This is a genomic window from Helicobacter trogontum, assembly GCF_000765905.2.
In the GTDB taxonomy this organism is placed as follows: Bacteria; Campylobacterota; Campylobacteria; order Campylobacterales; family Helicobacteraceae; genus Helicobacter_A; species Helicobacter_A trogontum.
In genome coordinates this window covers 23255-47693 of the sequence record NZ_JRPL02000016.1, presented here as the reverse complement: position 1 = coordinate 47693, position 24439 = coordinate 23255, and the positions used below count along the sequence as shown (strand labels likewise).

The following is a 24439-nucleotide window of genomic DNA, read 5'->3' as shown; positions in this document are numbered from 1 at the left end:
TTCTTGCAAATCGTCTTGGTTATGTCTATTGGATAATATCAAATTCTTTATAAGTCCTCTTTGGTTTTTGAGATTTATTAGAATCTAGCCCACCAAATAGATATTAAAGTCTTTTGGTTCTATAGAGCCACCCCTAACTTCCAAAAGTTCATATCCCCAATAATCACAGATATAATTAAAATCCCATAAAAGACTCTCTTTTTTCTTTTGACTATCCCTATCCAATGTCTTACTCCAATTCTCTACAATCAACGCAAAGGAATTAAATCCTGCATCTAAGAGCCAATCTAATTCGTCTATCCAACAAAATGGATTTCCTGGTTCATTTAACCAGTTCATACTCTCATCAGTGGGTGTTTGAAAGGCAGCTTTGGCTGTCTTTTCAAACTCATCATAAGTATGCAACTTTGAGCCATCTAGCTTAACGATAAATAAGTCTTTATCGTCTTTCAAAGTTACTTCATCCATAGATTTGACAAAATACACTTTATTGTCTTTTTTAGCATAATTCATACTATTCTCCTTATTCTATGATTTTCACAAATGTTTGATAATGATCTTGTGTATAGCATATTAGCCCACCAAATAGATATTAAAGTCTTTGGGTTCTCCATAGGAAACGCACTTTACAACTTCATATCCCCAAAAATCGCAAATGTCTTGAAATATAAATAAAAGAAATTCTATTTCTTTTTCTCTTTGCGGCTCTTTATCTAATGTCTTACTCCAATTCTCTACAATCAAAGCAAAGGAATTAAATCCTGCATCTAAGAGCCACTCAAGTTCTGTTATCCAACCAACAAAAGGATTTCCTGGTTCATCTAGCCAAAACATACTTTCATCGGTAGGTGTTTGAAAGGCTTTTCTAGCTGTTTTTTCAAACTCATCAAAGGTGTGAAGCTCTAAGCCATCTAGCTTAACGATAAATAAGTCTTTATCGTCTTTTAGCATTACTTCGTCCATAGATTTTACAAAATACACTTTATTGTCTTTTTTAGCATAATTCATACTATTCTCCTTATTCTATGATTTTCACAAATGTTTTGTAATGACCTTGTATAGTAGATATAGTCTCTTAAAAGTTTATCATCTTTATTATGTCTTGTTGGAAGTTATTCAGAATCTCTTTTAGCCTTTCTACTTATCTTTTAATTTATATCGTGTTTTCTATATTGTGCAGAATTATATTTGGAATCTTTACTAAAAGTTTATGGGATAAGATAAATATTAAAAACCTGAAGGTTATCATAATCTTCCCAATATTCTTCTCTGTGTTCATACAATATTTCTAAAATCCCTCCATCTCTCATAAAATCCTCTAGTATCTTATCTCTTAGCTTTTCTCCACTACTAAACCAACCTTTACCCACATCATTCCAATGTTCAAAGACTAGGATAATGTTTTTATAAAACATGCCATTCCCATCATCGCAAGTAAGCCAACCTAAATCACTCATCCAATCTCTAAAAGCATTGGGATTACCCACACAATCTTTGGTGTGAAATAAAAAGGCATTTTGCATAATATCCATATAGTCAAATTCATAATCTTTTATATCCTTGCCATTTATCTTGACATAAAAAGTATATTTGTCTTCTATGAGTTCCTTTGGTATCTCACTTTCGCTTTGTATGGTATAGATTCCATATTCCATAATCTCATCTTTAACTTTTAATTTAATCATTTTTTATCCTTTATTTTGGTATCAAATGTATGAAATCATTGTAATGATTTGGTGTGTAGTAGATATAGTCATACAACACATTGCCATCTTGACTATGTCCTACTACAATTCGTTCTGCACCTCTACCATTTGTATGGGATGCTATACTTATATCATGTTCTTTGTAAAAGATAGGATTACCCTGCTTATCTTTAGTAGGTAATTGTGCTATGTCGTTTTGCCAATCTTTACCTGCTTCAAGCCTTTTACCTGTCCTGCCTTTACTTCTTTTCCAATTATTCGCTACTCTTTCCTCATACCTAGCTCTTACATGCTGTGGCATTTGGCTAAGGCTTTGTTTTGGATATTTAGGTTTAGCTACTCTATTGGTAGAACGAGTGATATATTTTGTTATTTTATACTCATATTGTTGAATTGTGATTTTGTTTTGCGTATTTCTTAGTTTTAGAGTTCTTGTTGTGAGTTTCTTACTAGCCCAACGGATAGCAACTTTTGCACCTTCTGCACCGGCTTTAATTCCCACACCAGCAGTCCAACCACCCACAGGGATAAAAGCAGCACCTAATGATACAGCATCTATGGTATTCCATAGCTTTTCATTCTCATACCAAGCTTTTTCCTCTTGCTTTGTATGGACTACTTGGGTGTCATAGCGATACACTCTTTTTTCTACATCAACTCCCACATCTTTATGTGGTTTATAAAGATAGGAAAAGAATCTAATTTGTTTGTCTTTCCATTACTCTTTAAAATATATCTTTATTTCTTCACCTAAGAGGTAGATTTTGGATTCTATGGCACTAGAATCTTTGTTTGTGTTATTTTTTTGTTTTTAGAAACTATGTTTGTTTGATTGTTGTGTAAGTGTGAGGTTTTGCTTTAGATTCTGTAGGGTTGGCTTTAGAATATGCATTTGTGTTGTTTTTAGAGTTTAATAATGCTTTGGTTGCCAATCCTCTGATGTATCATCAGTAGATTCTAATTCACCATTTTCTACAAGCATATTAAGAATATCACATAAGTCTTGCATAATTTTTTCTAGGGTTTTATCTTGTGAATATTGATGTGTGGGCCTAATTTGATTTTCTGCAAAATCTAAATCAAATTTCCAAGTATATGGAATATCATTGATTGTAAAATCCCAAATACTCTCAGATGGTCCAAATAAAAAATCTTTGTTTAAAACTACATTATATTGCTTATATTTTGATAAAAGTTTAAGGCAATAAGGGCATGCATCTTCGTAGTTAAAGTTAAGAAGACATACTTCGAATCTCTTAATATCATCTCTATAGAGTGTATAATAATCAATAATTTTCATTCCATTTTTTAATCTATTCATCTTTTTCTCCTCTCTAAATAAATTCACTATATATTGTAGAATCTGCTTTATCATTTTGCTTTTATCCCCATTTTTTCATTAACGCTTATCCTTGTGCGTTGTGAAGATTCTATAATCTCTTGACAAATATTTTTTATTTGTTATGCTTGAGAGAGAAGTTTCATAAGAATCTAACGGATTACATATTAGGCTGAGATTAGTTGCATAATAGAGATTGCCACCACGCTATAGGGTTTATCTATACCATTTCATATAAGAGATTATTATTGCATCTGCTATTTTGGGTAAGCTAAAAACCATTATTATTGCTTGCAATAGGGTGGGTTGCTCTTAGAAATGGGGGGGGGGGGGTATGCATGTTCTTTAGCTTGCATTTATTGCTTTCTTACAAGTTTTAGCTACATGATTATGAGTGAGTTGGCAGAGTGAGATACTATAGACAAAAATGACTTTAACAATAATGGGCAGGAGGGTTTATTGAAGAGTGAGTAGTAGTGTTTAGGTAACACTGCTAAATGTTACAACAAACTTATTGCAAGAAAAGAATAAATTTCACATCCTTGCCCAAAAATGGATTTACATTAAGCTAAATGATTCAATCTTTTTTAACCCAAAGTTTTAAGACTTTGCTGGTTATAAAATGAAGTGTGATGTATTTTATAATTGTTAAGAAAGCACTCCCGCATTCCTACTATTTAACCATCCATTACACCTCTTATATCTGTAACAATTAAATAGATATATCAATACAAAATATTCGCCATTAAAATCTTAGATAAGCAAGTTTTTTCATATTACTGAATACAACATGTTTATTTTAATCCTTAATATCTAAGAGTTGCAAATACTTAGCTAGATTTATACCTTTCTACTTGTATTTCATGCTTCCAAGGATATTATTATATACTATATACTTTGCTGCATTGCTGACTTATCACCTTGCCTCATCCTGTATTTCTAATACCTTGAGCGATACCCACGATTGTGCCATGGATTTGCTCCATGAGGCGATGACGTAAATCTGGGTACTGTGCTTGTTTATATTTTCTTACAAGTTCGATTTGTAAAAGACTAAGAGCCTTAATATTTGGCATACGTGCCAAGATTGGCTCCCTTACTTCTTTATTGCTATCTAAAAGTTCATTTTCGTTTCGAGTGATGAGTAGCCATTCAAGCGTTTCGTTATATTCATTATAGATTTTGCTCCAAATGCTTTGTTTTAAACCAAAGTCTTGCACGAAGTCATTATACAATGCAGCAATCTCCATATCCACCTTAATAAAACCTTGTGCGATGTTGTCGATTGTGGTTTTGAAAAATATGGAATCATTGTAGCAATCTTGTAGCAATTGCTTATCGTTTATGCCTTTTAATGCACTGCCTAAGCCATACCATGCAGGGATAATAGATCTATTTTGCGTCCATGCAAATACCCAAGGAATAGCACGCAGATCTTCTACTTTTTGCGTATCTTTTCTCTTGCTTGGGCGAGAACCTAGATTTAGGTTTTGTATAAATTCAATAGGTGTGGCATGTTTAAAATAGGTTACAAAATTTGGCGTTTCATATACTAAATCCCTGTAAGTACGATACGAGATTCTAGAGAGTTCTTCCAATCGTGGTAGGTATGGATCTACATTGCATTTTACTTGTATGTTTTTATCAGCAAAGCTTGAATCTGTTGCATTTGCACAAAAGTTATCATGCACAGCTTTTTTTAAAAGACTTGCTAGAGTTAATGCAAAGCTTCTAATAGCTACGCGTGGATTGAGATAGCGTGATGATATGATCTCGCCTTGCTCTGTCGTCTTTAGTGTTGTGCCGATACTACCCCTTGGAAATGCTAGGAGGGCACTTTCAAGTTGCCCACCACCGCGACTAATACTACCACCTTTACCATGAAAGAGCATAAAGTGAATGCCTAATCTTTGCTCTAATTTTACAAGATTTGAGATTGCCTTGTAGAGAGAATAATTGGATGTAAAAATACCGCCATCTTTACTAGAGTCAGAGTAGCCAATCATAATCTGCTGAGCATTCCCAGAATCTTTTAGATATTGCCTATAATGTTCATTTTTACTAAGTATCTCTAGAATTTCTTGTGCATTTTCCAAGTCTTCTATAGTTTCAAATAGTGGTGTGATAAAGATTCCAGATTTGCCATCTTTTATTATGCATTCACCATTCTCTGTAGTTTTTACCTTGCCTTTTTGCCACAAGCCACTACAATATGCAAGATACAACACAGCAAGCAAATCACTAGCAGTTGTCGTCATGGATACAATTACACTTTTTAAAATATCTTTACTGATTGTTTTTTTTGCCCATAAAATCCTTAGAAAGGCATTAAGTGTATGACGGGTCTGTGGGCTTACATCCCATAAAATACTATTAAGATTCAATGGTGGTTCATTTAAAACCTTATTGAGAATCTCAATCTTTTTTGACTCATGTCGGTGCATAAAATCACTATCTGTGTAACCAAGCAAACATAATACTTCAGTGACCGCATTTATATACATATCTCTGTGCTCTCTAAAGTCAAGCTGCATGAGATGAAATCCGCCAAGCAATACAAGATTTCTTAAACTTTTTAATCGCTTTGATGCAATGGAATCTAACGAAGCAATTAGCATATCAATGTCTTCTAAAAGCTCTTTTGGATTCTGATAGGTAAAATCTATATCATTTGCTGCATTCACTTTAAGTAAGTGGTTTTGCAATTTGAGTTTCATGAGATTAAGTTTTGCGCGAAATGGCTCTCGTTCATGCAGTTTTAATGAAGTCTGGTTGAGATAGCCTTTTTCTTTTTGTAGTGATTTTTGCAATTCTTTACTTGGTATGCAAAAATCAACAGATAGGGAGAGTTCTCTTATGAGTTTATTAATTTCTTTAATATAGGATTGTATGATTAGTTCATGCTGCATTTTCATGACACGCGTCATCATTTCATTGCTGACAAAAGGATTCCCATCTCTATCACCACCTATCCAACTACCAAGTTTTATAGGGGAAATTTTTAGAGGTTTATTTAGTCTATCTGATATTTGATTAAGCACTCTTAAAGCACTTGGCAAAACACTATTTTCAATAATGAATAGTAGATTATCAAGCTCAAAAATCACCTCAAGTTTTTCACTGCGTACTAAATGACTTTTCCATAGAAGATGTAGTCTATATTTAATGCTTTCTCTACTTTGAGTTATTTCTCGATCTTTGTAAGGGATTTGTTCGCTTGGCATATAAGAGAATTGCTCAATTTTTTCTAATTCTTTGGTAATTTCTTGATGTGCTTCAAGGAAAGTGCGACGGCGAGATTCTGTGGGGTGAGCAGTAAATACAGGATAGAATCTGATAGATTCCAATACCCTGTCGCAATCGATTCGATCAAATCCCTCTTCTTCAAGACTCTTGTAAGCAGTGGTAATACTGCGGGATACACTTGCAATCTTAGCTTGCTCTTGTTCCTCATAAATGTTAAGAATAATATTGTGCAGAGAACATGCTTTGATAACGCCCATGAGATATTCGCTTTCACTTATCTTATGAAATAGCTCCTTAAACTTTGCAGAATCAGTATTCTTGTCTCTCAGAGAATCAAAAAGCATAAGAAATATTTCTTTAACTTCTGGGCTATTTTCTTCAATAACTTCAAGCAGGATTGTTTTCAAAAATTCATATTTATGTAATTCTTGTTGCATTCTATTCCCCTTTTATTGTAATTTTTATGATATTATATACCTAAATTTTTATTTTTTAAGATGAAATTTAAAGGAATGTAACATGGCATTACAAGTATATTACGACAAAGACTGCGATTTAGGGCTTATTCAACGCAAAAAAGTGGCTGTTATTGGTTTTGGTTCTCAAGGACATGCACATGCAGAGAATTTAAGAGATTCTGGTGTAGAGGTGGTTATTGGGCTTTATAAGGGTGGTAGTAGCTGGGGCAAGGCTGAAGCAAAAGGGTTTAAAGTTCTTGAGGTAAGCGAAGCAACAAAATTTGCAGATGTGATTATGATCTTGATCCCTGATGAATTGCAAGCTGACGTATTTGAAAAAGATATTAAACCATATTTGAGTGAAGATAAAATTATTGCATTTGGGCACGGATTTAACATTCATTTTGGGCAGATTAAGGCACCAAAGGGCGTAGGTGTAATTATGGTGGCACCAAAAGCTCCTGGACATACTGTACGGAGCGAATTTGTAAAAGGTGGTGGGATACCAGATCTAATTGCAGTGGAGCAAGATACAAGTAAAGGCGATGCTAAGGCTATTGCACTTAGCTATGCAAGTGCAATAGGTGGTGGTAAAAGTGGGATTATCGAGACTACTTTTAAAGATGAAACAGAGACCGATCTGTTTGGTGAACAAGCAGTGCTTTGTGGTGGTGTGAGTAGCCTTGTAAAAGCAGGGTTTGAGACGCTTGTGGAGGCTGGATATCCAGAGGAAATGGCTTATTTTGAGTGTTTGCATGAGTTAAAGCTTATTGTGGATTTGATCTATGAGGGAGGTTTGGCGAATATGCGATACTCCATATCAAATACTGCTGAATATGGTGATATGGTAAGTGGTCCAAGAGTTATTAATGCAGAATCTAAAAAGGCGATGAAAGAGATTCTAAGTGATATTCAGGAAGGACGTTTTGCAAAAGATTTCATCTTAGAGCGTAAAGCAGGGTATGCTAGAATGAATGCTGAACGTAAAAACCTAGCTAACCATAAGATTGAAAATGTAGGTAGTAGACTTAGAGCAATGATGCCTTGGATTGGTGCAAATAAGCTTGTAGATAAAGATAAAAACTAAAAAGCTACTTATCTTATTTTTGTTTCCATATATGTGCAATTAATGGAATGATTTTTTGCATGTTTTGTAAATAAGTCGAGACTTATTTCTCACTTGGTGTGAATAAGTTTGTATTAGATAGTTCTTGCAGCTATAGTTTAAGCCTCCCCCACATTTTGATATCCCATTTTATTATCTTCTTTTATTATCTTCATACTGAATTTCATAGGAAAATATAGCTAGATTTATTGCAGCTAAAATGATTGTATATTAAGAGTTTCTAGGGTAATTAATCTTGCAATCGTGGTGTTATAATATATTTTAGGAATTATTTCTATAATAACATGAATAGCAGTATAAGAAAATATGCTTTAAGTATCAAAATGTAACACTATAGAAAATAACAATATATTCAAATATAAACTTTATATACTTAAATAAACTTTAACCATTCGTATGGAATAATTCTGCTTATTACAAAGGTTTTATTTTGTATCTAATATTCACTGTGAATGTTGTGTAGAAATTGTATTGTAATATAAGATTCTTTGAGACGAGGAGCAACCTGTGAGAAAGATGAGCATTAAGACAAAAGTTGCACTTATTGCGGTGGCGGTTATTATGTTTGGCATCATTGCTCTAAGCATGATTACTATGACTATGCAAAAAAGGCAATCCATGGAAGACGCAACGTTGTCACAAGCGTATGAATTGCGTGTAGTAAATTTGATTTTACAAGATTTTAATCAAAAATACGCTACTGCCCTAAAAGGTTTAGCAGATTCTATTAATGCTCTACCATTAAGCACATTTGAGGATGAGGATGTTGCAATAAGAGCGGTTGGACACTTGTTGCAATTACATAGACATTCAACAAGCACTCTAAATTCTTACGTAGGTTTCCCTAGCGGTGTTGTTGTGGAGTCTGAGGATGGGACAGATAAACAAGGTTTGCCATACAGAATGCGTGGTGGTAAATATACAAGTGATTACAATGCTGCACAACGTCCTTGGTATATTGGTGCTGTTGCGAAAAATGGTCTCTATCAAACTGAAGTCTATGAAGACTCAATAACTGGTAAGCCACACATTACTTATGCTTACCCTATTGTAAAAGATAGTAGAGTTGTGGCAGTTGTTGGTGTTGATATTTTGCTATCTACTTTGCAGGATTACTTCATCTTTTTAGGTGAGAAAAATGAGAGTCATATGTTTGTTCTTGATGATAAAAATATTCCATATCTTGCAACTAATACAGAGATTATTATGAAGAAGAATCCAATATTTGATGAAGTGGTGGAACGATCTGCAAAGATGGAAGAGTATGTCCCATTTAAGATTGAAGATAATGGGGTCACTAGACTTGCCCAGTGTAAAACCTCGCATGACAAGATATTTTCACCTTACACATTGTGTAGCTTTGAAAAACTTGATGATATAGAGGGACCTATTGAAATGCATGGATATACACAAATTGGCATTGGGATATTTTTTGCATTGTTTGCTAGTGCGGTTCTTTTTGGACTTGTTAGCTTTTTCTTGCGTCCTATTACTCAGATACAACAATGTTTGATTGATTTCTTTGCTTTCTTGAATCATGAGAGGACAAATGCACGAACTATAAATATTACATCTGTAGATGAATTTGGTGTCATGGCACGAGCCATCAATGACAATATTGAAAAAACAAAGCTTGGATTAGAATCTGATAAAGCTCTTGTAGCAGAATCTCTTCAAGTCATAGATAGAGCAAAGCAAGGACATGCTGATAGACTTATTGAACAAAAAGGAAATAGTCCACAATTAAATGAATTAAGAGATTCTGTAAATGAGTTATTAAATCTTTTAGCTGTAGGAGTAGGTAAAAACCTTAATGAGATTAATCGAGTGTTTGAATCTTATACCAAACTTGATTTTACTACAGAAGTAAAAGATGCAAGTGGTAGAGTAGATATAGTGACAAACACCTTAGGTGAAGAGATTCGAAAGATGCTTTATACAAGTCAAGGCTTTGCTAAAGAACTAGAATCTAAATCAAAAGATTTAGAAGAAGCAGTAACTGCACTTACACAAAGCTCAAACACACAAGCAAGTTCATTACAACAAACTGCAGCATCAGTCGAAGAAATTACAAGCTCAATGCAAAATGTAAGTGGCAGAACAAATGAAGTTATCACACAAAGTGAAGACATTAAAAATGTTATAGGTATTATTAGAGATATAGCAGATCAAACAAATCTCCTTGCATTAAATGCTGCAATAGAAGCAGCAAGAGCAGGAGAGCATGGTAGAGGTTTTGCGGTTGTAGCTGATGAAGTAAGAAAACTAGCAGAGAGAACACAAAAATCTCTAGGTGAGATTGAAGCAAATACAAATATCTTAGTGCAAAGCATTAATGATATGGCAGAATCTATTAAAGAGCAAGCACAAGGTATCAGTCAGATTAATGAATCTATCTCTCAATTAGAACAAACAACACAACAAAATGTAGTCATTGCAAATCAATCACAAGAAATAAGCAATGCAATAGATTCTGTTGCAGTTAAGATTCTAGAAGATGTTAATAGAAAGAAGTTTTAAGGTTCAAGATAGTTTTACAAAAAGTAGTCAGTCAAATCAGTTTTTATCCATGATTTAAAACTGATCTAATAAGATTAAAGCTTCAAAATCTACAGCTAAAGCAAGTCTCCCGCAATAATAACTTGGTTTGCAGGGAATGGGTGATTATTACAATAATACGCATAGACTTATGTGGTTTGACTACAAGCACTCATAAACATTACAAAATATATTGCTTATTTTATTTTTGATTCTTAGGTGGATGATGAAGAACATGTGTTATTGTTAAACTATGCTTATGCTAGATTTTGATCAATCTAGGTATATAAGATATAAACATATGAAATGCAAGTTTTTGTTAAAAGCTTATTTTTACCACTCAATAGATAAGCCTTTGCTAGATAATGTAAAATATAATATGGTTGTTTTTGTTTATTGATTTAATGTGATAACTCATGAAGATTGTGGGGCTACATATGAAATGATGAATGATGTTGAGAGTAAAGTGTGTGAGGAATACTTAGGGAAGTATAAGGTGGGTGGCTTTATTAACGTAACTATAAGGTTGGATGCAAAAAAAAACATAAAAGCGTTTAATCAATTGTAAGATTATGGAAAAATAGCATTTTATAGGAGTTTGTAATGCTTAAGGTTTAATCTCGTATCTACATAGGTAAGGACTTGCTACTATCACGCCTTAAATATGCGGCTTAGAGTCTTTAAATCTTTTTAATTAATCTTGCTTTGGGTTGTATCTGTTGTGAGTTGATAAACCAAAGGGCTATAAATCATGCCCCATGTCACTGTAATAAACATTTTTTATATCCATGTTGTAAAAATGATGTAATTCCCGATAAACTCACAAATTTAAAGTTACAATGTAATCATATTAAGATAATGTGAAAGGAATGTGTATGAAAAAAGTGTATTTTTTCGCAACCTGCCTAGGTACAGCCGCCTATGCTGATACTTGTTTACATGCAATACAACTCTTGCAAAAAGAGGGTGTGGAAGTAATTTTTAAAAAAGATCAAACATGTTGTGGACAACCAAGTTATAATAGCGGATATTATAAAGAGACTAAAGAGGTAGTGTTGCATAATTTGGAGCTTTTTCAAGGTGATTACCCTATCATAATTCCTAGCGGTTCATGTACAGGCATGATGAGAGAAGATTATAAAGAGTTGTTTCATGGCACAAAATACGAAGAGGAAGTTGAGCATTTTAGTTCTAGAATTTATGAGTTAAGCGAGTATTTAGATAAAGTTTTACAGGTGAGATATTTTGATGTTGGTGAACCAATAAGGATAACATGGCATTCAAATTGCCATGCTCTGCGTGTTGCAAAATGTATAACAAGTGCCAAGAATCTCCTAAGAAGTCTAAGTAATGTGGAGCTTATAGAGCTCGAGAGAGAAGAAGAGTGTTGTGGTTTTGGTGGGACTTTTAGTGTTAAAGAACCAGAAATAAGCCGTGCCATGGTAAGCGAAAAAATTGCTGACATACAGGCACGAAATGTTGATTGTTTGGTGTCTGCTGATGCTGGTTGTCTGATGAATATTAGTGGTGCTATGGCGAAGATGAATGTAAATATTAAATCAATGCATCTTTATGATTTTCTTGCACAACGCATAGGTATCGCATAGTAATTGATTCGTTTGAGATTATTTTTTAATATATTTTGCGGAATCTGTATCCTTAGAAGTTACCATTAGTGTAAAACCTAGCGGTTAGGTTTTTAATGTATGTAAAAATACTTGTATAGATCGCTAATTTATGAGTATGGGAGTAATTTTTACATTTGATGTTGTAGGCTTATTAGATTGGTTGGACTTGAATTTTATGATTACTTGTTTATAGACGATTGTATACCATCACATTTATATTGATGTATAAAAATACTCAAAGGATTCCATAGGGATAGAAGCCTGTAAAAGTGTGTTTTCTTAAGCGTTTTTTATGGTGTCGTAAAAGTATCAAAAATTTTAGAAAACATATTTGCAAGTTAAAACTTGCTAATATGACTTAATATAGTGTATATTGGAGTAAATATAAATCATAATAGTTTAATTGATGGAAGTCAAATTAGATTCTAGTTTCTTTTGTTTTTACAGCTTTTTGTTGCGTATGGCTGCAGCTTAGCTTTATCCTTAGTTTGCACTTATCTTACCGCGTTTTTAAAATTTTGTAAAGCAGAATCTATATCAATATGACAATAACCATTTGGATTTTTAGCCAAATATTTTTGATGATATGTTTCTGCTAAATAAAAATTAGCCAGAGGTAGAACTTCTGTGACTGTCTTGAGGCTATGCTTTTCTTCCCATTGTTTAAGACATTCTTGTATTATACTTTTATCTCCCACATCTATATAATACACACCATTTCGATACTGTGTACCTTTATCATTGCCCTGAAAATTCAATGCACAAGGATCGATGATGGATAAAAATCGCTCCATAATTTCACGCAATGTTAATATTTTATCATCATATTCTAGTTTTAAACTCTCGACTGCCCCACTACTCCCACTACATACAAGCTCATATGAAGGATTTGCGATTCTTGAGTTCGCATACCCAACTGCTGATTCTATTACACCATGCACTCTATCAAAATAGCCCTGTATTCCCCAAAAGCAACCACCAGCAAGATAAATTACAGCCATTTTATTCCTTTCACTTTCTCTCTTATCATATATAAATGCTAAGTTTAGAATCTTACTAGCATTGTCTACACAAAATACAAATAGATAATTTGAATCTTTTTTAAAAACTATTTGTTATTTGTTTGAAATCGAGTAAAATATGATTAAAAATTCTTAAATTTTTATGCTAAATTCTGTATTTTATGACTCTGACTTTCAGATATATTGTATTTTTCAATATCTATATGGATAATTTTTTCTTAAAACTGGGTTTGTATAAAGTTGGAGCTATGGAGTTTTTTGTTTAAATAAAACTTTTATTATGCAATAGGATTCATAAAATTTTAAGAAAGAAGTAAAGGTTTAAAAATAAAAATTAGGGCATAATATTTGTCATTGGCGATGAGGCTTTAAGAGTCAGCCTAGGATATGTTAGAAGAACAAGTTTGATATCTGAATTAAACATAAATGCTAATGCCACAAAGAGTTATTGAGTTTGTTTTCACTTGTTAGTTATTGTGATATTCTCTTGTGTTCTCTCATTATCAAAGTTATATCTGTATCTGTATAGTGAGTAAGCACTCATCTTGTTAAGTAGTATGCTATGAAGATATATGATATGGAGAAATATTCTATATTATTTTGAAAATTAATTTTTAGGCTTTTATTAAAACCTAAATGCGAAAAAATAGCAAGATTATTTTTTGCATCCCCCTTTCTTAAAATCAAGATTAATCATACATTGACAATAAAATAACATTTTTAAAATTCTCAATATATTTTTAAAGCTCAAGTAATTTTAATGTTTTGTTTTGCTTTGAATATGCTATTATTTTATGACAATGGCTGTTAAGTTGGTAAGAGTCGTTGTCATATGCTTTTGTCAATATTAATGAGAGCATTGATTTTGACCATGTTCTTCACCTGCTTTTGTGTTAAATTATCATTCTTTGTGTATAGATATGTGTTTAGTTATAAATGTAGCCATCACACTAAATAAGAAGAGTCTATCAAGTCTTCTGTAATGAGAAATTCGTTTAAAATTAGAGATAAAATAAGATTTATTCTTTCCAACTTAATGTATCTCTTGTTATTTTTTACTATGATTATTTCATTACTTGGTATGACTAGATGACTATGTAAAATATTTAGTGTGTGAACCGTGATTGAGAGTTAGTGTCTGAATTTTGATAAAGCTTGCTTTTTTAGTTTTATAAGATTATTTTTTTATAATACTATGGTATTGTTAAAGTGATTTATAATACCGCATACGTCTTTATTGTCGTGGTATTGGTTTTACCTGTCGTATCGACATAAAATTGTTCTCGCATACAATGTTTAGCATTATATAGGTTTTTAATATGCAGCATTTTATAAAGTAGAGATAAAAACATTTGGGTGTAATCTTGTTGTGAGAAGCTCTAAAAGATTTATCATAATTTGCATGGATGGCAAGCGGTTAAAATCTTGTTGATTGCTTTGCACATTTTTTTGCATGATCGGTGGAGTATCTTTTACGTATGATTACTTCATGATCATTTTATTTCCTAGATTATGCGATATTTTCTATATATTGACATCTATTTTATTAAATTAGTAACATGTTTTGCTATGAGGTATCATATAATATGAAAATGTGTATTTTGATTAAAGATTTGAATTTTGAAGCAATTATTGGGATTTTGCCTAAAGAGAGAGAAAAGGTGCAGAAGGTAAAATTATCTGCGGAGATAAAATATTACTATAGAGATTCCAATACATATATAGATTATGCAGAGATCGCAGATATGATAAAGTTGTGTGTGCAAACTAAATGTTATGGCTTACTTGAGGAGGCACTGCATGATGTCGCTACTTCATGTTTCAATCGTTTTCAGGAAATAACCTCACTTACTCTATATATAGAAAAACCAGATATTCTAAAGTCTTGTAGGGTGGGGATGAAGGCGAAATTCAAGAGGAATGATTGCATAATGATTAAGCAATAAAAGATATACTTGGCATTACTTATACATTTGTGGCTATTGGAGAAGTATGTATCATTTTAATGTGATAAAACAATATATGCAGCAATATCGTATGTTTTGTATTGTTTGGGTTGTGTTGCCACCATTCCTAGGCATACTTGCATATAGCATTTTTTTTCATAGTATACCTACGGATTTACCTATTGGTGTTGTTGATGATGATAGGAGTTCGCTTAGTCGTGATTTGCAATTCTACATAGAATCTGTACCGGCAACACAAATTGTAAAACAATATAACTCTTTGCATGATGCAAAAGTTGACCTTAATCAGGGAAAAATCTATGGAATTGTTGTAATTCCTCATAATTTTCAAGTACATGTCCGAAAAGGTGTAGGTGTTAATATTGGTGTTTATTATAATGCGCAGTTTTTACTTATTGGTAAAGCAATAAACAGTGCGATGTTGCAGGCTTTGACAACTTTTAATGCACTAAGTTCTGTTGGTAGGAATCTTGCAAAAGATGCAAATATAAATATTGCAAAAGCTAAGACTATGCCTATTATCCCTAAAATAGAAGCTCTCTTTAATCCACGTAATGATTATGCGCAATTTTTGCTTACTATTATGCTACCCTGTATGTGGCAGATTCTAGTGGCTGTCGGTATGCTAAATCTTATCAACACTACACCAAGAAATATAAAATCATTGCTACTGAAATTATTGCTCAATATAAGTGTAGCATCTTTTTGGGGCATCATTATGCTTGCTGTTTTTGGGGCATTGGGGTATCCTCGAGAGGGAAACATGTATATTGTTTTGCTTGGATTAATAGTGTTAGCTGGAGCAGTATCTAGCATCGTGATATGTTTGCATTCAATCCTTAAGCATGCTTCAGCAACAATTAGTGCAATAGCAGCTTATACTGCCCCTTCTCTTGCTTTTGCAGGTATTACCTATCCGCAAAATAGCATGGAAGTGTTTGCATCATTTTGGAGTCAGATATTACCCATTTCATATTTTATGAAGTTGTATTTACAACAAGCAAATTATGGTGTTGATAGTGCCTATAGTTTAAATATCATTGTGCAAATGTTACCATTTTGGCTCTTTTTGGTAGTGGGTGTTTGCGTGTATTATTTAAGGATTAATAAGGGCTCTATTGCAAAGTAAATCCAAATTTTAAGTGTATGCTTTATCCATAAGGATATGGGTAAAAAATAAATGGGTAAAAAATAATTTGATGCTCTAGCCCTGATATGTGTTTGTGGTGCAATACACTAAAAGAGATATTTGTTGTTTTTATGTTTTACTCGTTTTTAGCTCATTAAAAAGGATAGTTTGTATTTTAGCATTATCCCAGTACTTTGTAAATTTGTCGGTATACAAATACCCTGTAAGCGTTAGTGAACAAAAAGGCTAAAAAGATTTTATATACTTTAATACATGAAGTTTTGTATATATTTACAATAATAAAACAACTAGAAACACAAGCCATGCTTAAGTTTAGATAAGTAATATAGGTAAAATTATAAAACACAAGCAATATAGCACAAGAAGCTTTGCTTGATTCTCCACATACAATCATCTAGAATCCTATTTCAAGTTAAGATCAAATATTTTCAAAAACACATGTGATTGCAATAGTTTTTTATATAGTTAAAAAATTCCAAATATTATAATATTAAAGCACATTTATATGCTCAATCCCTATAAGTATAACTTGCAGATCTGATATGAGTTAAAGTAAGAGTTTTTAGATTCTAAACACTTATAAATGTTTGACTTTATCAACTAGAGGCAAGTCAAAGCCCATTTTATTTTTAATGTTATAATTTCGCTTTTATTATGTGAGCCAATTGGGCGATAGGGGATTGTGTGCAAAATGTATTTGATTTGATTGTAATCATTACAAGCGTAGTTTTTGGCTTTGCAATATTATGTGGAGTTTTATACCAATTAGAGAGCATGAAAAAGGGAATCAAGTATAGCATTGTGGGAGTAGTATTTTGCTGTGCTTGTGGTGTGGTGCTTCATGCACATAAGCAGAGTATTATAGAAGCAAAGATTGCAGAGTTTCGACAAGCTTTTTATGACAATGAGACCCTTGTTTGTATGCAGGATAATACAGAAATACACGTAAATAAGATGACTTTTGTGTATTTTAAGGATTTGGATCTATTTTCAGGTAAAGATTCTATGGAAGGCTTAAATGTGCCCATTCTCTCGTGCATACAACATGTAACAACCTATGATTCTGATTTTATTAATGACTAAGAAGGGTGGAGAGGCAAAATATGAGTAAAAGAAAAAAACAGCCCACACAAAAGTTTAAACCATTCACGAAAGCAGCTACACAGACTTTACAGGATACAGCAGATTCTAGTGCACTAACACACGTGAAGCAAACCCTTATCAAACTTGGCTTACAAGATTTTTTACAAACATTTAGTACTTATTTTGCTCGGCAGATAGAAGTTGGTCATACCACAATGCACGAACATCATACATTTTTTATACATGATAAAATGTTATCCCATATATTACATATTCCTTCACATGAAAAATTAAAAGCATTAATAGAGGCACTTGATACATACAATAATATAGGGACTTTACAATTACCAAAGGTGCGTTTGCTTAATAATGAGATTTTAAGTCTTGCAAAAGGCGGGACGTTACGACTTTATGATATTTTTCAATGTTTGCAAATGGTAAAGTTTTTTTATGATTATGCAAAAAAAGATGATATAGATAATAAGTACTTAAAAGAGTATATGCAAAAGTTTGTTTTTCCAAGTGATATTACAGCCTTACTTACACTTTTTATATTTGATTCCAAAGACAATGCAATAACACCCCATACATCAAAATACTTAAGCCAACATGCTGATAGTGAACTTTTTGCTCTATATAAGGCTCTTGATAAAAAGCATAAGGAAAAGCAAGAAGCGCTATATAATACATTACATACAAGCACTCTCCAAGAATATCTTGTTGATAAGCAAATCCATTTTTTTGAAGATAATGCAACACTTTTGGTGCGTGCTGGTTATGCTAATGTTTTACATGCACGTGTAGTTGGTCGCTCAATGCATGGATTTTTTTATATTGTGCCCTCAAGTCTGGAATATATAGAATCCCATATCCATATATTACATGACAAGATAGAAGAAAGGCTTTTATATCTTGCAAAAGAATATAGCAAGATTTTAAGTAAGCATATACATTTCTTACGCTTTGTGCATACAGAATATGATTTTATGGACAGGGCATTAGCAAGGTTGCATTTTGCTAGAGATTTTAATTATTCATTTGTATTTGCAGAAAACAAACAAAATACCTCGATAACTTTACATGAATATGCACATCCAAGTTTAAAAAATCCCATTCCAATAAATGTCGCAATGCCTACCAATCTTTTGATGATTACAGGTGTCAATGCTGGTGGTAAAACTATGCTTTTAAAAAGTATTTTGAGTGCATTGTGGTGTGCAAAGCTTTATATTCCCATGCGTATAAATGCACATAAATCACAGATTCCATATATTAAAAATATCCATATTATTGCTCAAGATCCTCAAGATTCTCATAATGACATTTCTACATTTTCAGGTCGAATACAAGAAATCAGCACATTATTAATGCAAAAAGATATGATACTTGGTATTGATGAGATTGAAATAGGTACAGATTCTAGTGAGGCTGCTAGTCTTTATAAGGTGATTTTAGAAAGTTTTTTAGAAAATAATGTAAAAATTATTGTCACAACACATCATAAACATTTGGCTGCATTAATGGCTGATAATGCTCATACGAAATTGCTTGCAGCTTTGTATGATTATAAACGAGCATGTCCTACATTTAGTTTTGCAGAAGGTATAGGAAAGAGCTATGCAATGGAATGCGCAAAGCAGTATGGAATCCCACAGGAAATAATTAATGAGGCAAAAAAAGTGCATGGTGATGAAGCAAACAAGCTAGAGCGATTAATCGAGGAGTCGCATACACAGATCACAAAAAATAGGCAAGATTCACTCAAACTTCAAGCATTGATAAAGGAGCAAGATTCTAAAATACAAGAGCTCGAAAATGCAAAAAAGCAATTAAAAGCAAATTTTGAAGAGCAAAGTTTAGCTTTAAAGCGGCACTATAATGAGGCCATTAAGGAAATCAAAATGTTGGCTAAGCAATCAAGTGGGAATTTAAAGGTGTTGCAGAATCTAAAAGAGCTTGACAATCACGCATTGCAAGGCACACAAGAAATTGTAAAAAATATCCATAAGCTTTTGAATAAGGCTCATAAAAATGAAGCAAAGAGTCCAAGGATTCATATAGAATCTGTACAGAAATATAATATTAATGATGTGGTGCAATATCAAAATAAACAAGCAAAGATCATTGCACAAAATAAAGATTCTTATACGATTGAGTTGCAAAATGGTGTGCGATTGAAAGGTGTGCAAGGTGTGGCATTAAAACCCATGAGTGCTACACAGACAAAGCAGCAAGTTACACTTGGGTATAAACTAGAAGCAGAAATCAGGGCAACAACTAGACTTGATTTGCATGGTTATACAAGAGAAGAAGCACAAATGTTACTTGAAGATTTTATAAATCAAGCTATCATGGCAAAGTTTAGCGAGGTCCTTATCGTGCATGGTATGGGTAATGGAATCTTAAAAAGAATGGTGGAAGGCTTTCTAGATTCATGTAATTATATAAGAGGCTATGTGCAAGCACCACCAAACATGGGTGGTTTGGGAGCTAAGATTGTGTATTTGTAGGAATAATTGGTTTTATTATAAACCCTTTGTACTAGAAAAATAAGTCTGTGAATTAAATCATTTTAATGACAGATTCTTATGGTGTGAGGGTATATATCTTGCCTAATCTATGATTTTGATATATTTTTGTATATTTATTAGAACTTCATATTCTTATTTCCTCACTTCATTTCGCAAATCCTTCTGCTACATATATTTACTTGATAGTTCCCTTACAAGCTGCACTAAAGCTATAGCATTTTCTCGAGGTAGATCTTTAATCATGCCATGCCCAAGGTTAAAAATGTGCCCAGAATTACGCATGACTTCAAGAATTGATATAACTCCTTCTTTCATAGAATCATAATCATAAAGCCTTGCAGGTTCGAGATTACCTTGCAATACAAAGCGGTTTCCAACTTTATCTTTTGCTGTTTGCATGTCAATTTGCCAATCAATTCCTAATACATCAAACTCGCCATGGAGGGATTCTAGAAATGCTCCAACCCCTCTAGGAAACGCAATGATTGGAATCTGTGGAAAAGTGCTTTTAAGATAACTTGCAATGTCTTGCAAATAGAACCAACCAAACCCTAAATATTTACTTTTTTCTAATGCATTTGCCCATGAATCAAAAAGCATAACTGCATTTGCTCCAGCTTTTATTTGCATACTAAGATATTGCTTGATCTCTTCTGTAAGCTTTTGCAATAAGGCATGCAAGAGATTGGGATTTTGATAGATCATCTTTTTACTTTTTTCATAGCTTTTGCTACCATGACCTTCTATCATATAAGTTGCAAGAGTCCATGGTGCTCCACTAAAGCCAATAAGTGCCTTATTTTTTGGCAATTTTTTTCGCACAGAATCTACACATTCATACACATAAGAAAGTCGATTATATGCACTTGGTTTTAATACCCGCAGACTTTCTTCATTATCAATAGTTTGTAAAAATTTTGGTCCAATCCCTTCTTTAAATTCTAAAGGTAACCCCATTTCATAGGGAATGACTAAAATATCGCTAAAAAGAATTGCAGCATCCACATCCAAAATATCAATAGGTTGCAATGTGATCTCTGTGGCTAAATCTACTCTTTGACATAGATCAAGAAAATTCTTTGCTTTTTTTCTTGTTTCCTTATACTCATCTAGGTAACGCCCAGCTTGTCTCATCATCCATATAGGTGTGTATGGTGTCTTCTCCCTAAAACATGCATCAATGAAAATCATCACAATCCTTTATAATATTTGTTGTATTGTAATGTGTAAATATGTGTGGGTGGTTAATATTATATGTGTTGTTCTTATCTCTATAAGATCTTGGAGATATTAATATAGAATGCTTTTAGGTATTAATAGAGAGCTTACTATTTGTCATTTTACTTTGGTATTCTGCTTGTTTTTTGCTGTAGTGTTTTGCGAAGATTAAGAATTGCGTTATAATATAGCTATGTTACAGTAGTGCAAAAAATACTTTCTATAGAATATTGATTATAGGATTTTGGAGAAATAAAGTGAATCAAAAGCTAGAACTCATGGGTCATGTCGTCGCTGGATACCCTGATATACGCTCATGTATTTGTGCGGCAACAGGGATTCTGCGAGGAGGAGCAAAATATTTAGAGGTGCAATTCCCTTTTTCTGATGGCAATGCAGATGGCACATTGATACAAAGTGCAAGTGATTATAGCTTGAGACATGGTTTTGTTCCTCAACATGGATTTACCATTATTAATGCACTTATGAAAAACACCTCAAAACATATCCTTGCGATGACTTATGCAAACATTGTGTTGCAATATGGGGTAAAGGAATTTGTTAGAGATCTTGTAAAACATGGTGCTTATGGTGTGATTATCCCAGATTTAGGATTTGGGGGCGAAGATTTTGGCATGAGAGATCTTTGCAAAGAGCATGGTATATACTTTATCGAGCTAATTGCTCCGCTTACACCGCAAAAACGCATTAGGGAAATTGCAAATCAAACTTTTGCACCGTTTCTTTATGTTGTTGCACGCAATGGAATAACAGGCAATCAGACGCTTATTAATAGAGAGGTGCTTGAGTATATAGAAGATGTTGTTGAAATTTGTATGTTAGAAGGAAAATCGGTGATGGTTGGCTTTGGTATTAATCATGCAAGTCAACTTGCTTTATTGCAACATAAAGTTCATGGTGTTGTTGCGGGTAGCTATTTTGTTGATATTATCAATAAAAATCAAGATAGTGGCAATCTTATGGAAATTTTACAGAATTCTACGCGAGATCTTTTGGCATACGGATAAATGCTGTATGTCCTCCAAATTATAAGCAGTTTTTGCTAAGTATTTAGACAATTAGTTTGCATGAGTTTTATTGGCTGCAATTGTTATCGTTCTGTTGTTTGTGTGCAACAGCACTAGTGTATCATCTCGTATATCCGTATATCTTAGACATAAGATGTCATTTTGCTTCTGTTTAGGTTAGCAACTTTGTTTGACTTGTTTTGTTTTTTGTAGAATGTCGAAGTTACTGGATTTAGTAGCAATATTTTTTATAAAGGGCATAAGATGCACATTCAAAATGAAGTTTATGCAAAACAACTTGCAGAAAAGGCAAAGATTCTGAAGGGTCGACATGCTTTGCTAGATAAGCAGAGTTTGACGAAATTAAAGTGGCTTTGCTTAGTTAAGGATATGGTGCTTTAGTGCGTGAGTATGAGATTCAAAGTTGGGATTGATGGTGTGGTTTTGTTCTAAATAAAATTTAACTTCACTTAGAACCTGCATTACAGAGTTATTAATTTATCTGACTGATGAGTATGATATACTTTTTATAGTATTTAGATGGGTTAGCATAGACTTAAGCATTGTAGGTTTTAGGTCTATAACGAATTTTAAGTAAGTTGCTTTTATGTTAGAATAGTAAGAATTAACATAAAGATAAGAGTTAAGGTTTACACTTAGCATTTCTAGAGTTTATAATATAATGTAAGATATGGTCTAATTCTACAAGTCCGCTTTGTTTTTATAATGTTTGTAAATCAAACAATATTTACATACACCAATAATCTACAACAAGAAAAAATATTAAAAAAAACATTAAAGTTTCCAATATAATTCTTCTGTTTGACTTTTAATTGCAATTATTTATTTGCCAAAAGTCCTCTTTCTTTGCTTGAAATCATCAATAATTTTTTTACATTCCTTTTTGGTTAAGCCCGGAAAAAGCGTCTTACTAAAAAATATTTCAGCATATGCACATTGCCACAGTAAAAAATTTGAAATTCTTGAAGCACTACCAACACGTAACAATAAATCAACATCCTCGCTAATATCAAGATTTGCCGTAATATTTTCTTCTGTAATATCCAAATTCTTATTTACAACCTTTTTCACTGCACGTACGATTTCATCTTTTGCACCATATGATATGGCAACATTTACACATAATGTTTTGCAGTGTTTTGTTTGCTCTTCAAATTCCATAATATTACGAAGTAAATTCTGATCCAATCTATCTAGTTGCCCAATCGCCCTAAATCTCACATCATTCTTTAGAAATTTTTCAAGACTTTCATCAAGATATTTTTTCAGGAGTTTAAAAAGATAATCAACCTCTTCTTGCGGTCTCTGCCAATTTTCTGTGCTGAATGCAAAAAGTGTTAGATTTCTGATACCTTCCTCAATGCAAACCTCAATCACTTTTTGTATAGTATTGGCTCCATGCAGATAACCTATTTTTTCTAAGATTCCATTTTTTCTAGCCCATCGCCTATTACCATCCATCACGACCGCTAAGTGTCTTAATTCATTCATGCTGTTCCTTTTTTTGCTACTCTGATTTTGTCAAGAATATAGAGTTGTATCGTATCGTTTGATATTAAATATCTTACACTTTAAAATTCTCGCCCAAGTAGTATTTTCTTACCAATGGGTTCTCATAAATTTCTTCAGCTTTACCACTCGCAAATAATGCACCACTTTTGATAACATACGCACGATGACATACTCCAAGTGTTTCGCGCACATTATGATCAGTAATTAGCACACCAATATCCATCTCCACTAAAGTCTGTATGATTTTTTGGATGTCTAGCACTGCAATCGGATCCACACCTGCAAATGGTTCATCAAGCAATATAAACTTAGGATTTTTGATTAAAGCACGAGCAATTTCTACACGCCTTCTTTCGCCACCACTAAGACTTACACCCTTTCTGTCTCTGATTGTTTCGATATTAAAAGCTTCAAGCATAACCTCAATACGATTTTCTTGTTCTTTCTTGCTTTTAAAGGAACTTTGAGCAGCCAACAAAAGATTATCTTCGACGCTTAAATCTTTAAAAATACTTGATTCTTGTGGTAGATAGCCAATACCCAAATGGCTTCTTTCATGTAGTGGTTTTGCTGAAATGTCATCATTATCTAAAAATACTCTACCTCCACTTGGTTCAAGTAAACCGCAAATCATATAAAAAGTTGTTGTTTTACCTGCACCATTTGGACCAAGTAAGCCAACAACCTCGCCACTATGCACTTCAAGGGTAATACTTTCAACAATCCTAGTCTTTTTAATATGTTTACTTAGATTTTCTGCTCTTAACACACTCATATAATTTCTTTTGTATAGTTTTTGAAATAATACCCTATATTTTTAATAATATTGCCCTCTACAACTTTTTATTATCCTTTGCAAGGACATA

Annotated in this window: 20 protein-coding genes; 9 read left to right on the top strand and 11 right to left on the bottom strand. The window is 32.9% G+C overall.

Going from position 1 to position 24439, the window contains the following annotated elements; genetic code table 11:
- Positions 1-84 precede the first annotated feature (84 nt).
- The 6 genes from LS81_RS07115 to LS81_RS07090 form a co-directional block, all read right to left on the bottom strand.
- Positions 85-513 (bottom strand): hypothetical protein, encoded by a 429-nt coding sequence (locus tag LS81_RS07115; protein WP_034347745.1) that lies wholly within the window; start codon positions 511-513, stop codon positions 85-87.
- A gap of 60 nt (positions 514-573) precedes the next feature.
- A complete protein-coding gene (locus tag LS81_RS07110; RefSeq protein ID WP_104696456.1) occupies positions 574-1008 on the bottom strand; it encodes a hypothetical protein in 435 nt (144 codons plus the stop codon).
- Positions 1009-1208: 200 nt separating this feature from the next.
- Positions 1209-1685, bottom strand: coding sequence for a hypothetical protein (locus LS81_RS07105; protein ID WP_233715869.1), 477 nt, complete (start codon positions 1683-1685; stop codon positions 1209-1211).
- 10 nt (positions 1686-1695) lie between these two features.
- Positions 1696-2370, bottom strand: coding sequence for a ribonuclease domain-containing protein (locus tag LS81_RS07100; RefSeq protein ID WP_233715868.1), 675 nt, complete (start codon positions 2368-2370; stop codon positions 1696-1698).
- Between the two features lie 246 nt (positions 2371-2616).
- Positions 2617-3027, bottom strand: a complete 411-nt coding sequence (locus LS81_RS07095) for a hypothetical protein (RefSeq protein ID WP_034346837.1) — start codon at positions 3025-3027, stop codon at positions 2617-2619.
- Positions 3028-3971: 944 nt separating this feature from the next.
- On the bottom strand, positions 3972-6728 hold the full coding sequence (locus LS81_RS07090) for a phosphoenolpyruvate carboxylase (protein ID WP_034345731.1): 2757 nt from the start codon (positions 6726-6728) through the stop codon (positions 3972-3974).
- Positions 6729-6810: 82 nt separating this feature from the next.
- Between LS81_RS07090 and ilvC the strand changes: the two genes are divergently transcribed.
- The 3 genes from ilvC to LS81_RS07075 all read left to right on the top strand — a co-directional run bounded on the left by ilvC (position 6811) and on the right by LS81_RS07075 (position 12020).
- Entirely contained in the window at positions 6811-7836 is a 1026-nt protein-coding gene (gene ilvC, locus LS81_RS07085; protein ID WP_034345729.1) for a ketol-acid reductoisomerase, read from the top strand.
- A gap of 555 nt (positions 7837-8391) precedes the next feature.
- Entirely contained in the window at positions 8392-10395 is a 2004-nt protein-coding gene (locus tag LS81_RS07080) for a methyl-accepting chemotaxis protein (protein ID WP_138069888.1), read from the top strand.
- A gap of 893 nt (positions 10396-11288) precedes the next feature.
- A complete protein-coding gene (locus LS81_RS07075; RefSeq protein WP_034345881.1) occupies positions 11289-12020 on the top strand; it encodes a (Fe-S)-binding protein in 732 nt (243 codons plus the stop codon).
- 515 nt (positions 12021-12535) lie between these two features.
- Here LS81_RS07075 and msrA read toward each other — a convergent pair.
- Together msrA and LS81_RS11295 are read right to left on the bottom strand one after the other, a co-directional pair.
- Positions 12536-13042, bottom strand: coding sequence for a peptide-methionine (S)-S-oxide reductase MsrA (gene msrA, locus LS81_RS07070; RefSeq protein ID WP_034345884.1), 507 nt, complete (start codon positions 13040-13042; stop codon positions 12536-12538).
- Positions 13043-14277: 1235 nt separating this feature from the next.
- Positions 14278-14415, bottom strand: coding sequence for a hypothetical protein (locus tag LS81_RS11295; RefSeq protein WP_161976749.1), 138 nt, complete (start codon positions 14413-14415; stop codon positions 14278-14280).
- 234 nt (positions 14416-14649) lie between these two features.
- Between LS81_RS11295 and LS81_RS07065 the strand changes: the two genes are divergently transcribed.
- The 4 genes from LS81_RS07065 to LS81_RS07050 all read left to right on the top strand — a co-directional run bounded on the left by LS81_RS07065 (position 14650) and on the right by LS81_RS07050 (position 19773).
- The gene (locus LS81_RS07065; RefSeq protein WP_034345887.1) at positions 14650-15009 is read left to right on the top strand and encodes a dihydroneopterin aldolase; all 360 of its coding nucleotides are present in this window, start codon (positions 14650-14652) and stop codon (positions 15007-15009) included.
- Between the two features lie 46 nt (positions 15010-15055).
- The gene (locus LS81_RS07060) at positions 15056-16159 is read left to right on the top strand and encodes an ABC transporter permease (RefSeq protein ID WP_034345889.1); all 1104 of its coding nucleotides are present in this window, start codon (positions 15056-15058) and stop codon (positions 16157-16159) included.
- A 705-nt stretch (positions 16160-16864) separates the two neighbouring features.
- Positions 16865-17263: a hypothetical protein gene (locus LS81_RS07055; protein WP_034317261.1), complete on the top strand. Its 399-nt coding sequence runs from the start codon at positions 16865-16867 to the stop codon at positions 17261-17263.
- 20 nt (positions 17264-17283) lie between these two features.
- A complete protein-coding gene (locus tag LS81_RS07050) occupies positions 17284-19773 on the top strand; it encodes an endonuclease MutS2 (protein ID WP_034346090.1) in 2490 nt (829 codons plus the stop codon).
- 186 nt (positions 19774-19959) lie between these two features.
- Here the strand turns inward: LS81_RS07050 and hemE are convergent, their stop codons facing one another.
- Complete coding sequence (hemE, locus tag LS81_RS07045) at positions 19960-20985, bottom strand: uroporphyrinogen decarboxylase (protein WP_034346087.1); 1026 nt, start codon at positions 20983-20985, stop codon at positions 19960-19962.
- A 284-nt stretch (positions 20986-21269) separates the two neighbouring features.
- Here hemE and trpA point away from each other — a divergent pair, with 284 nt between their 5' ends.
- Both trpA and LS81_RS11290 read left to right on the top strand, forming a co-directional pair.
- Positions 21270-22040 (top strand): tryptophan synthase subunit alpha, encoded by a 771-nt coding sequence (trpA, locus tag LS81_RS07040; protein ID WP_052096530.1) that lies wholly within the window; start codon positions 21270-21272, stop codon positions 22038-22040.
- Positions 22041-22304: 264 nt separating this feature from the next.
- Entirely contained in the window at positions 22305-22442 is a 138-nt protein-coding gene (locus LS81_RS11290; protein ID WP_158659424.1) for a hypothetical protein, read from the top strand.
- A 441-nt stretch (positions 22443-22883) separates the two neighbouring features.
- Here LS81_RS11290 and uppS read toward each other — a convergent pair whose 3' ends face one another.
- Complete coding sequence (uppS, locus tag LS81_RS07035; RefSeq protein WP_034346085.1) at positions 22884-23552, bottom strand: polyprenyl diphosphate synthase; 669 nt, start codon at positions 23550-23552, stop codon at positions 22884-22886.
- 73 nt (positions 23553-23625) lie between these two features.
- Positions 23626-24348, bottom strand: coding sequence for an LPS export ABC transporter ATP-binding protein (lptB, locus tag LS81_RS07030; protein ID WP_034346081.1), 723 nt, complete (start codon positions 24346-24348; stop codon positions 23626-23628).
- Between the last annotated feature and the right edge of the window lie 91 nt (positions 24349-24439).

Excerpts from the sequence above, each read along its gene's own strand:
- LS81_RS07080 (WP_138069888.1), top strand. The coding sequence starts at position 8,392 with ATGAGCATTAAGACAAAAGTTGCACTTATTGCGGTGGCGGTTATTATG.
- LS81_RS07110 (WP_104696456.1), bottom strand. The coding sequence starts at position 1,008 with ATGAATTATGCTAAAAAAGACAATAAAGTGTATTTTGTAAAATCTATG.
- LS81_RS11295 (WP_161976749.1), bottom strand. The coding sequence starts at position 14,415 with ATGTTTTTATCTCTACTTTATAAAATGCTGCATATTAAAAACCTATAT.
- LS81_RS07060 (WP_034345889.1), top strand. The coding sequence starts at position 15,056 with ATGTATCATTTTAATGTGATAAAACAATATATGCAGCAATATCGTATG.
- msrA (WP_034345884.1), bottom strand. The coding sequence starts at position 13,042 with ATGGCTGTAATTTATCTTGCTGGTGGTTGCTTTTGGGGAATACAGGGC.
- LS81_RS07075 (WP_034345881.1), top strand. The coding sequence starts at position 11,289 with ATGAAAAAAGTGTATTTTTTCGCAACCTGCCTAGGTACAGCCGCCTAT.
- lptB (WP_034346081.1), bottom strand. The coding sequence starts at position 24,348 with ATGAGTGTGTTAAGAGCAGAAAATCTAAGTAAACATATTAAAAAGACT.
- LS81_RS11290 (WP_158659424.1), top strand. The coding sequence starts at position 22,305 with ATGCACATTCAAAATGAAGTTTATGCAAAACAACTTGCAGAAAAGGCA.
- hemE (WP_034346087.1), bottom strand. The coding sequence starts at position 20,985 with ATGATTTTCATTGATGCATGTTTTAGGGAGAAGACACCATACACACCT.
- LS81_RS07105 (WP_233715869.1), bottom strand. The coding sequence starts at position 1,685 with ATGATTAAATTAAAAGTTAAAGATGAGATTATGGAATATGGAATCTAT.
- LS81_RS07090 (WP_034345731.1), bottom strand. The coding sequence starts at position 6,728 with ATGCAACAAGAATTACATAAATATGAATTTTTGAAAACAATCCTGCTT.
- uppS (WP_034346085.1), bottom strand. The coding sequence starts at position 23,552 with ATGAATGAATTAAGACACTTAGCGGTCGTGATGGATGGTAATAGGCGA.
- LS81_RS07065 (WP_034345887.1), top strand. The coding sequence starts at position 14,650 with ATGAAAATGTGTATTTTGATTAAAGATTTGAATTTTGAAGCAATTATT.
- LS81_RS07095 (WP_034346837.1), bottom strand. The coding sequence starts at position 3,027 with ATGAATAGATTAAAAAATGGAATGAAAATTATTGATTATTATACACTC.
- LS81_RS07050 (WP_034346090.1), top strand. The coding sequence starts at position 17,284 with ATGAGTAAAAGAAAAAAACAGCCCACACAAAAGTTTAAACCATTCACG.
- ilvC (WP_034345729.1), top strand. The coding sequence starts at position 6,811 with ATGGCATTACAAGTATATTACGACAAAGACTGCGATTTAGGGCTTATT.
- LS81_RS07115 (WP_034347745.1), bottom strand. The coding sequence starts at position 513 with ATGAATTATGCTAAAAAAGACAATAAAGTGTATTTTGTCAAATCTATG.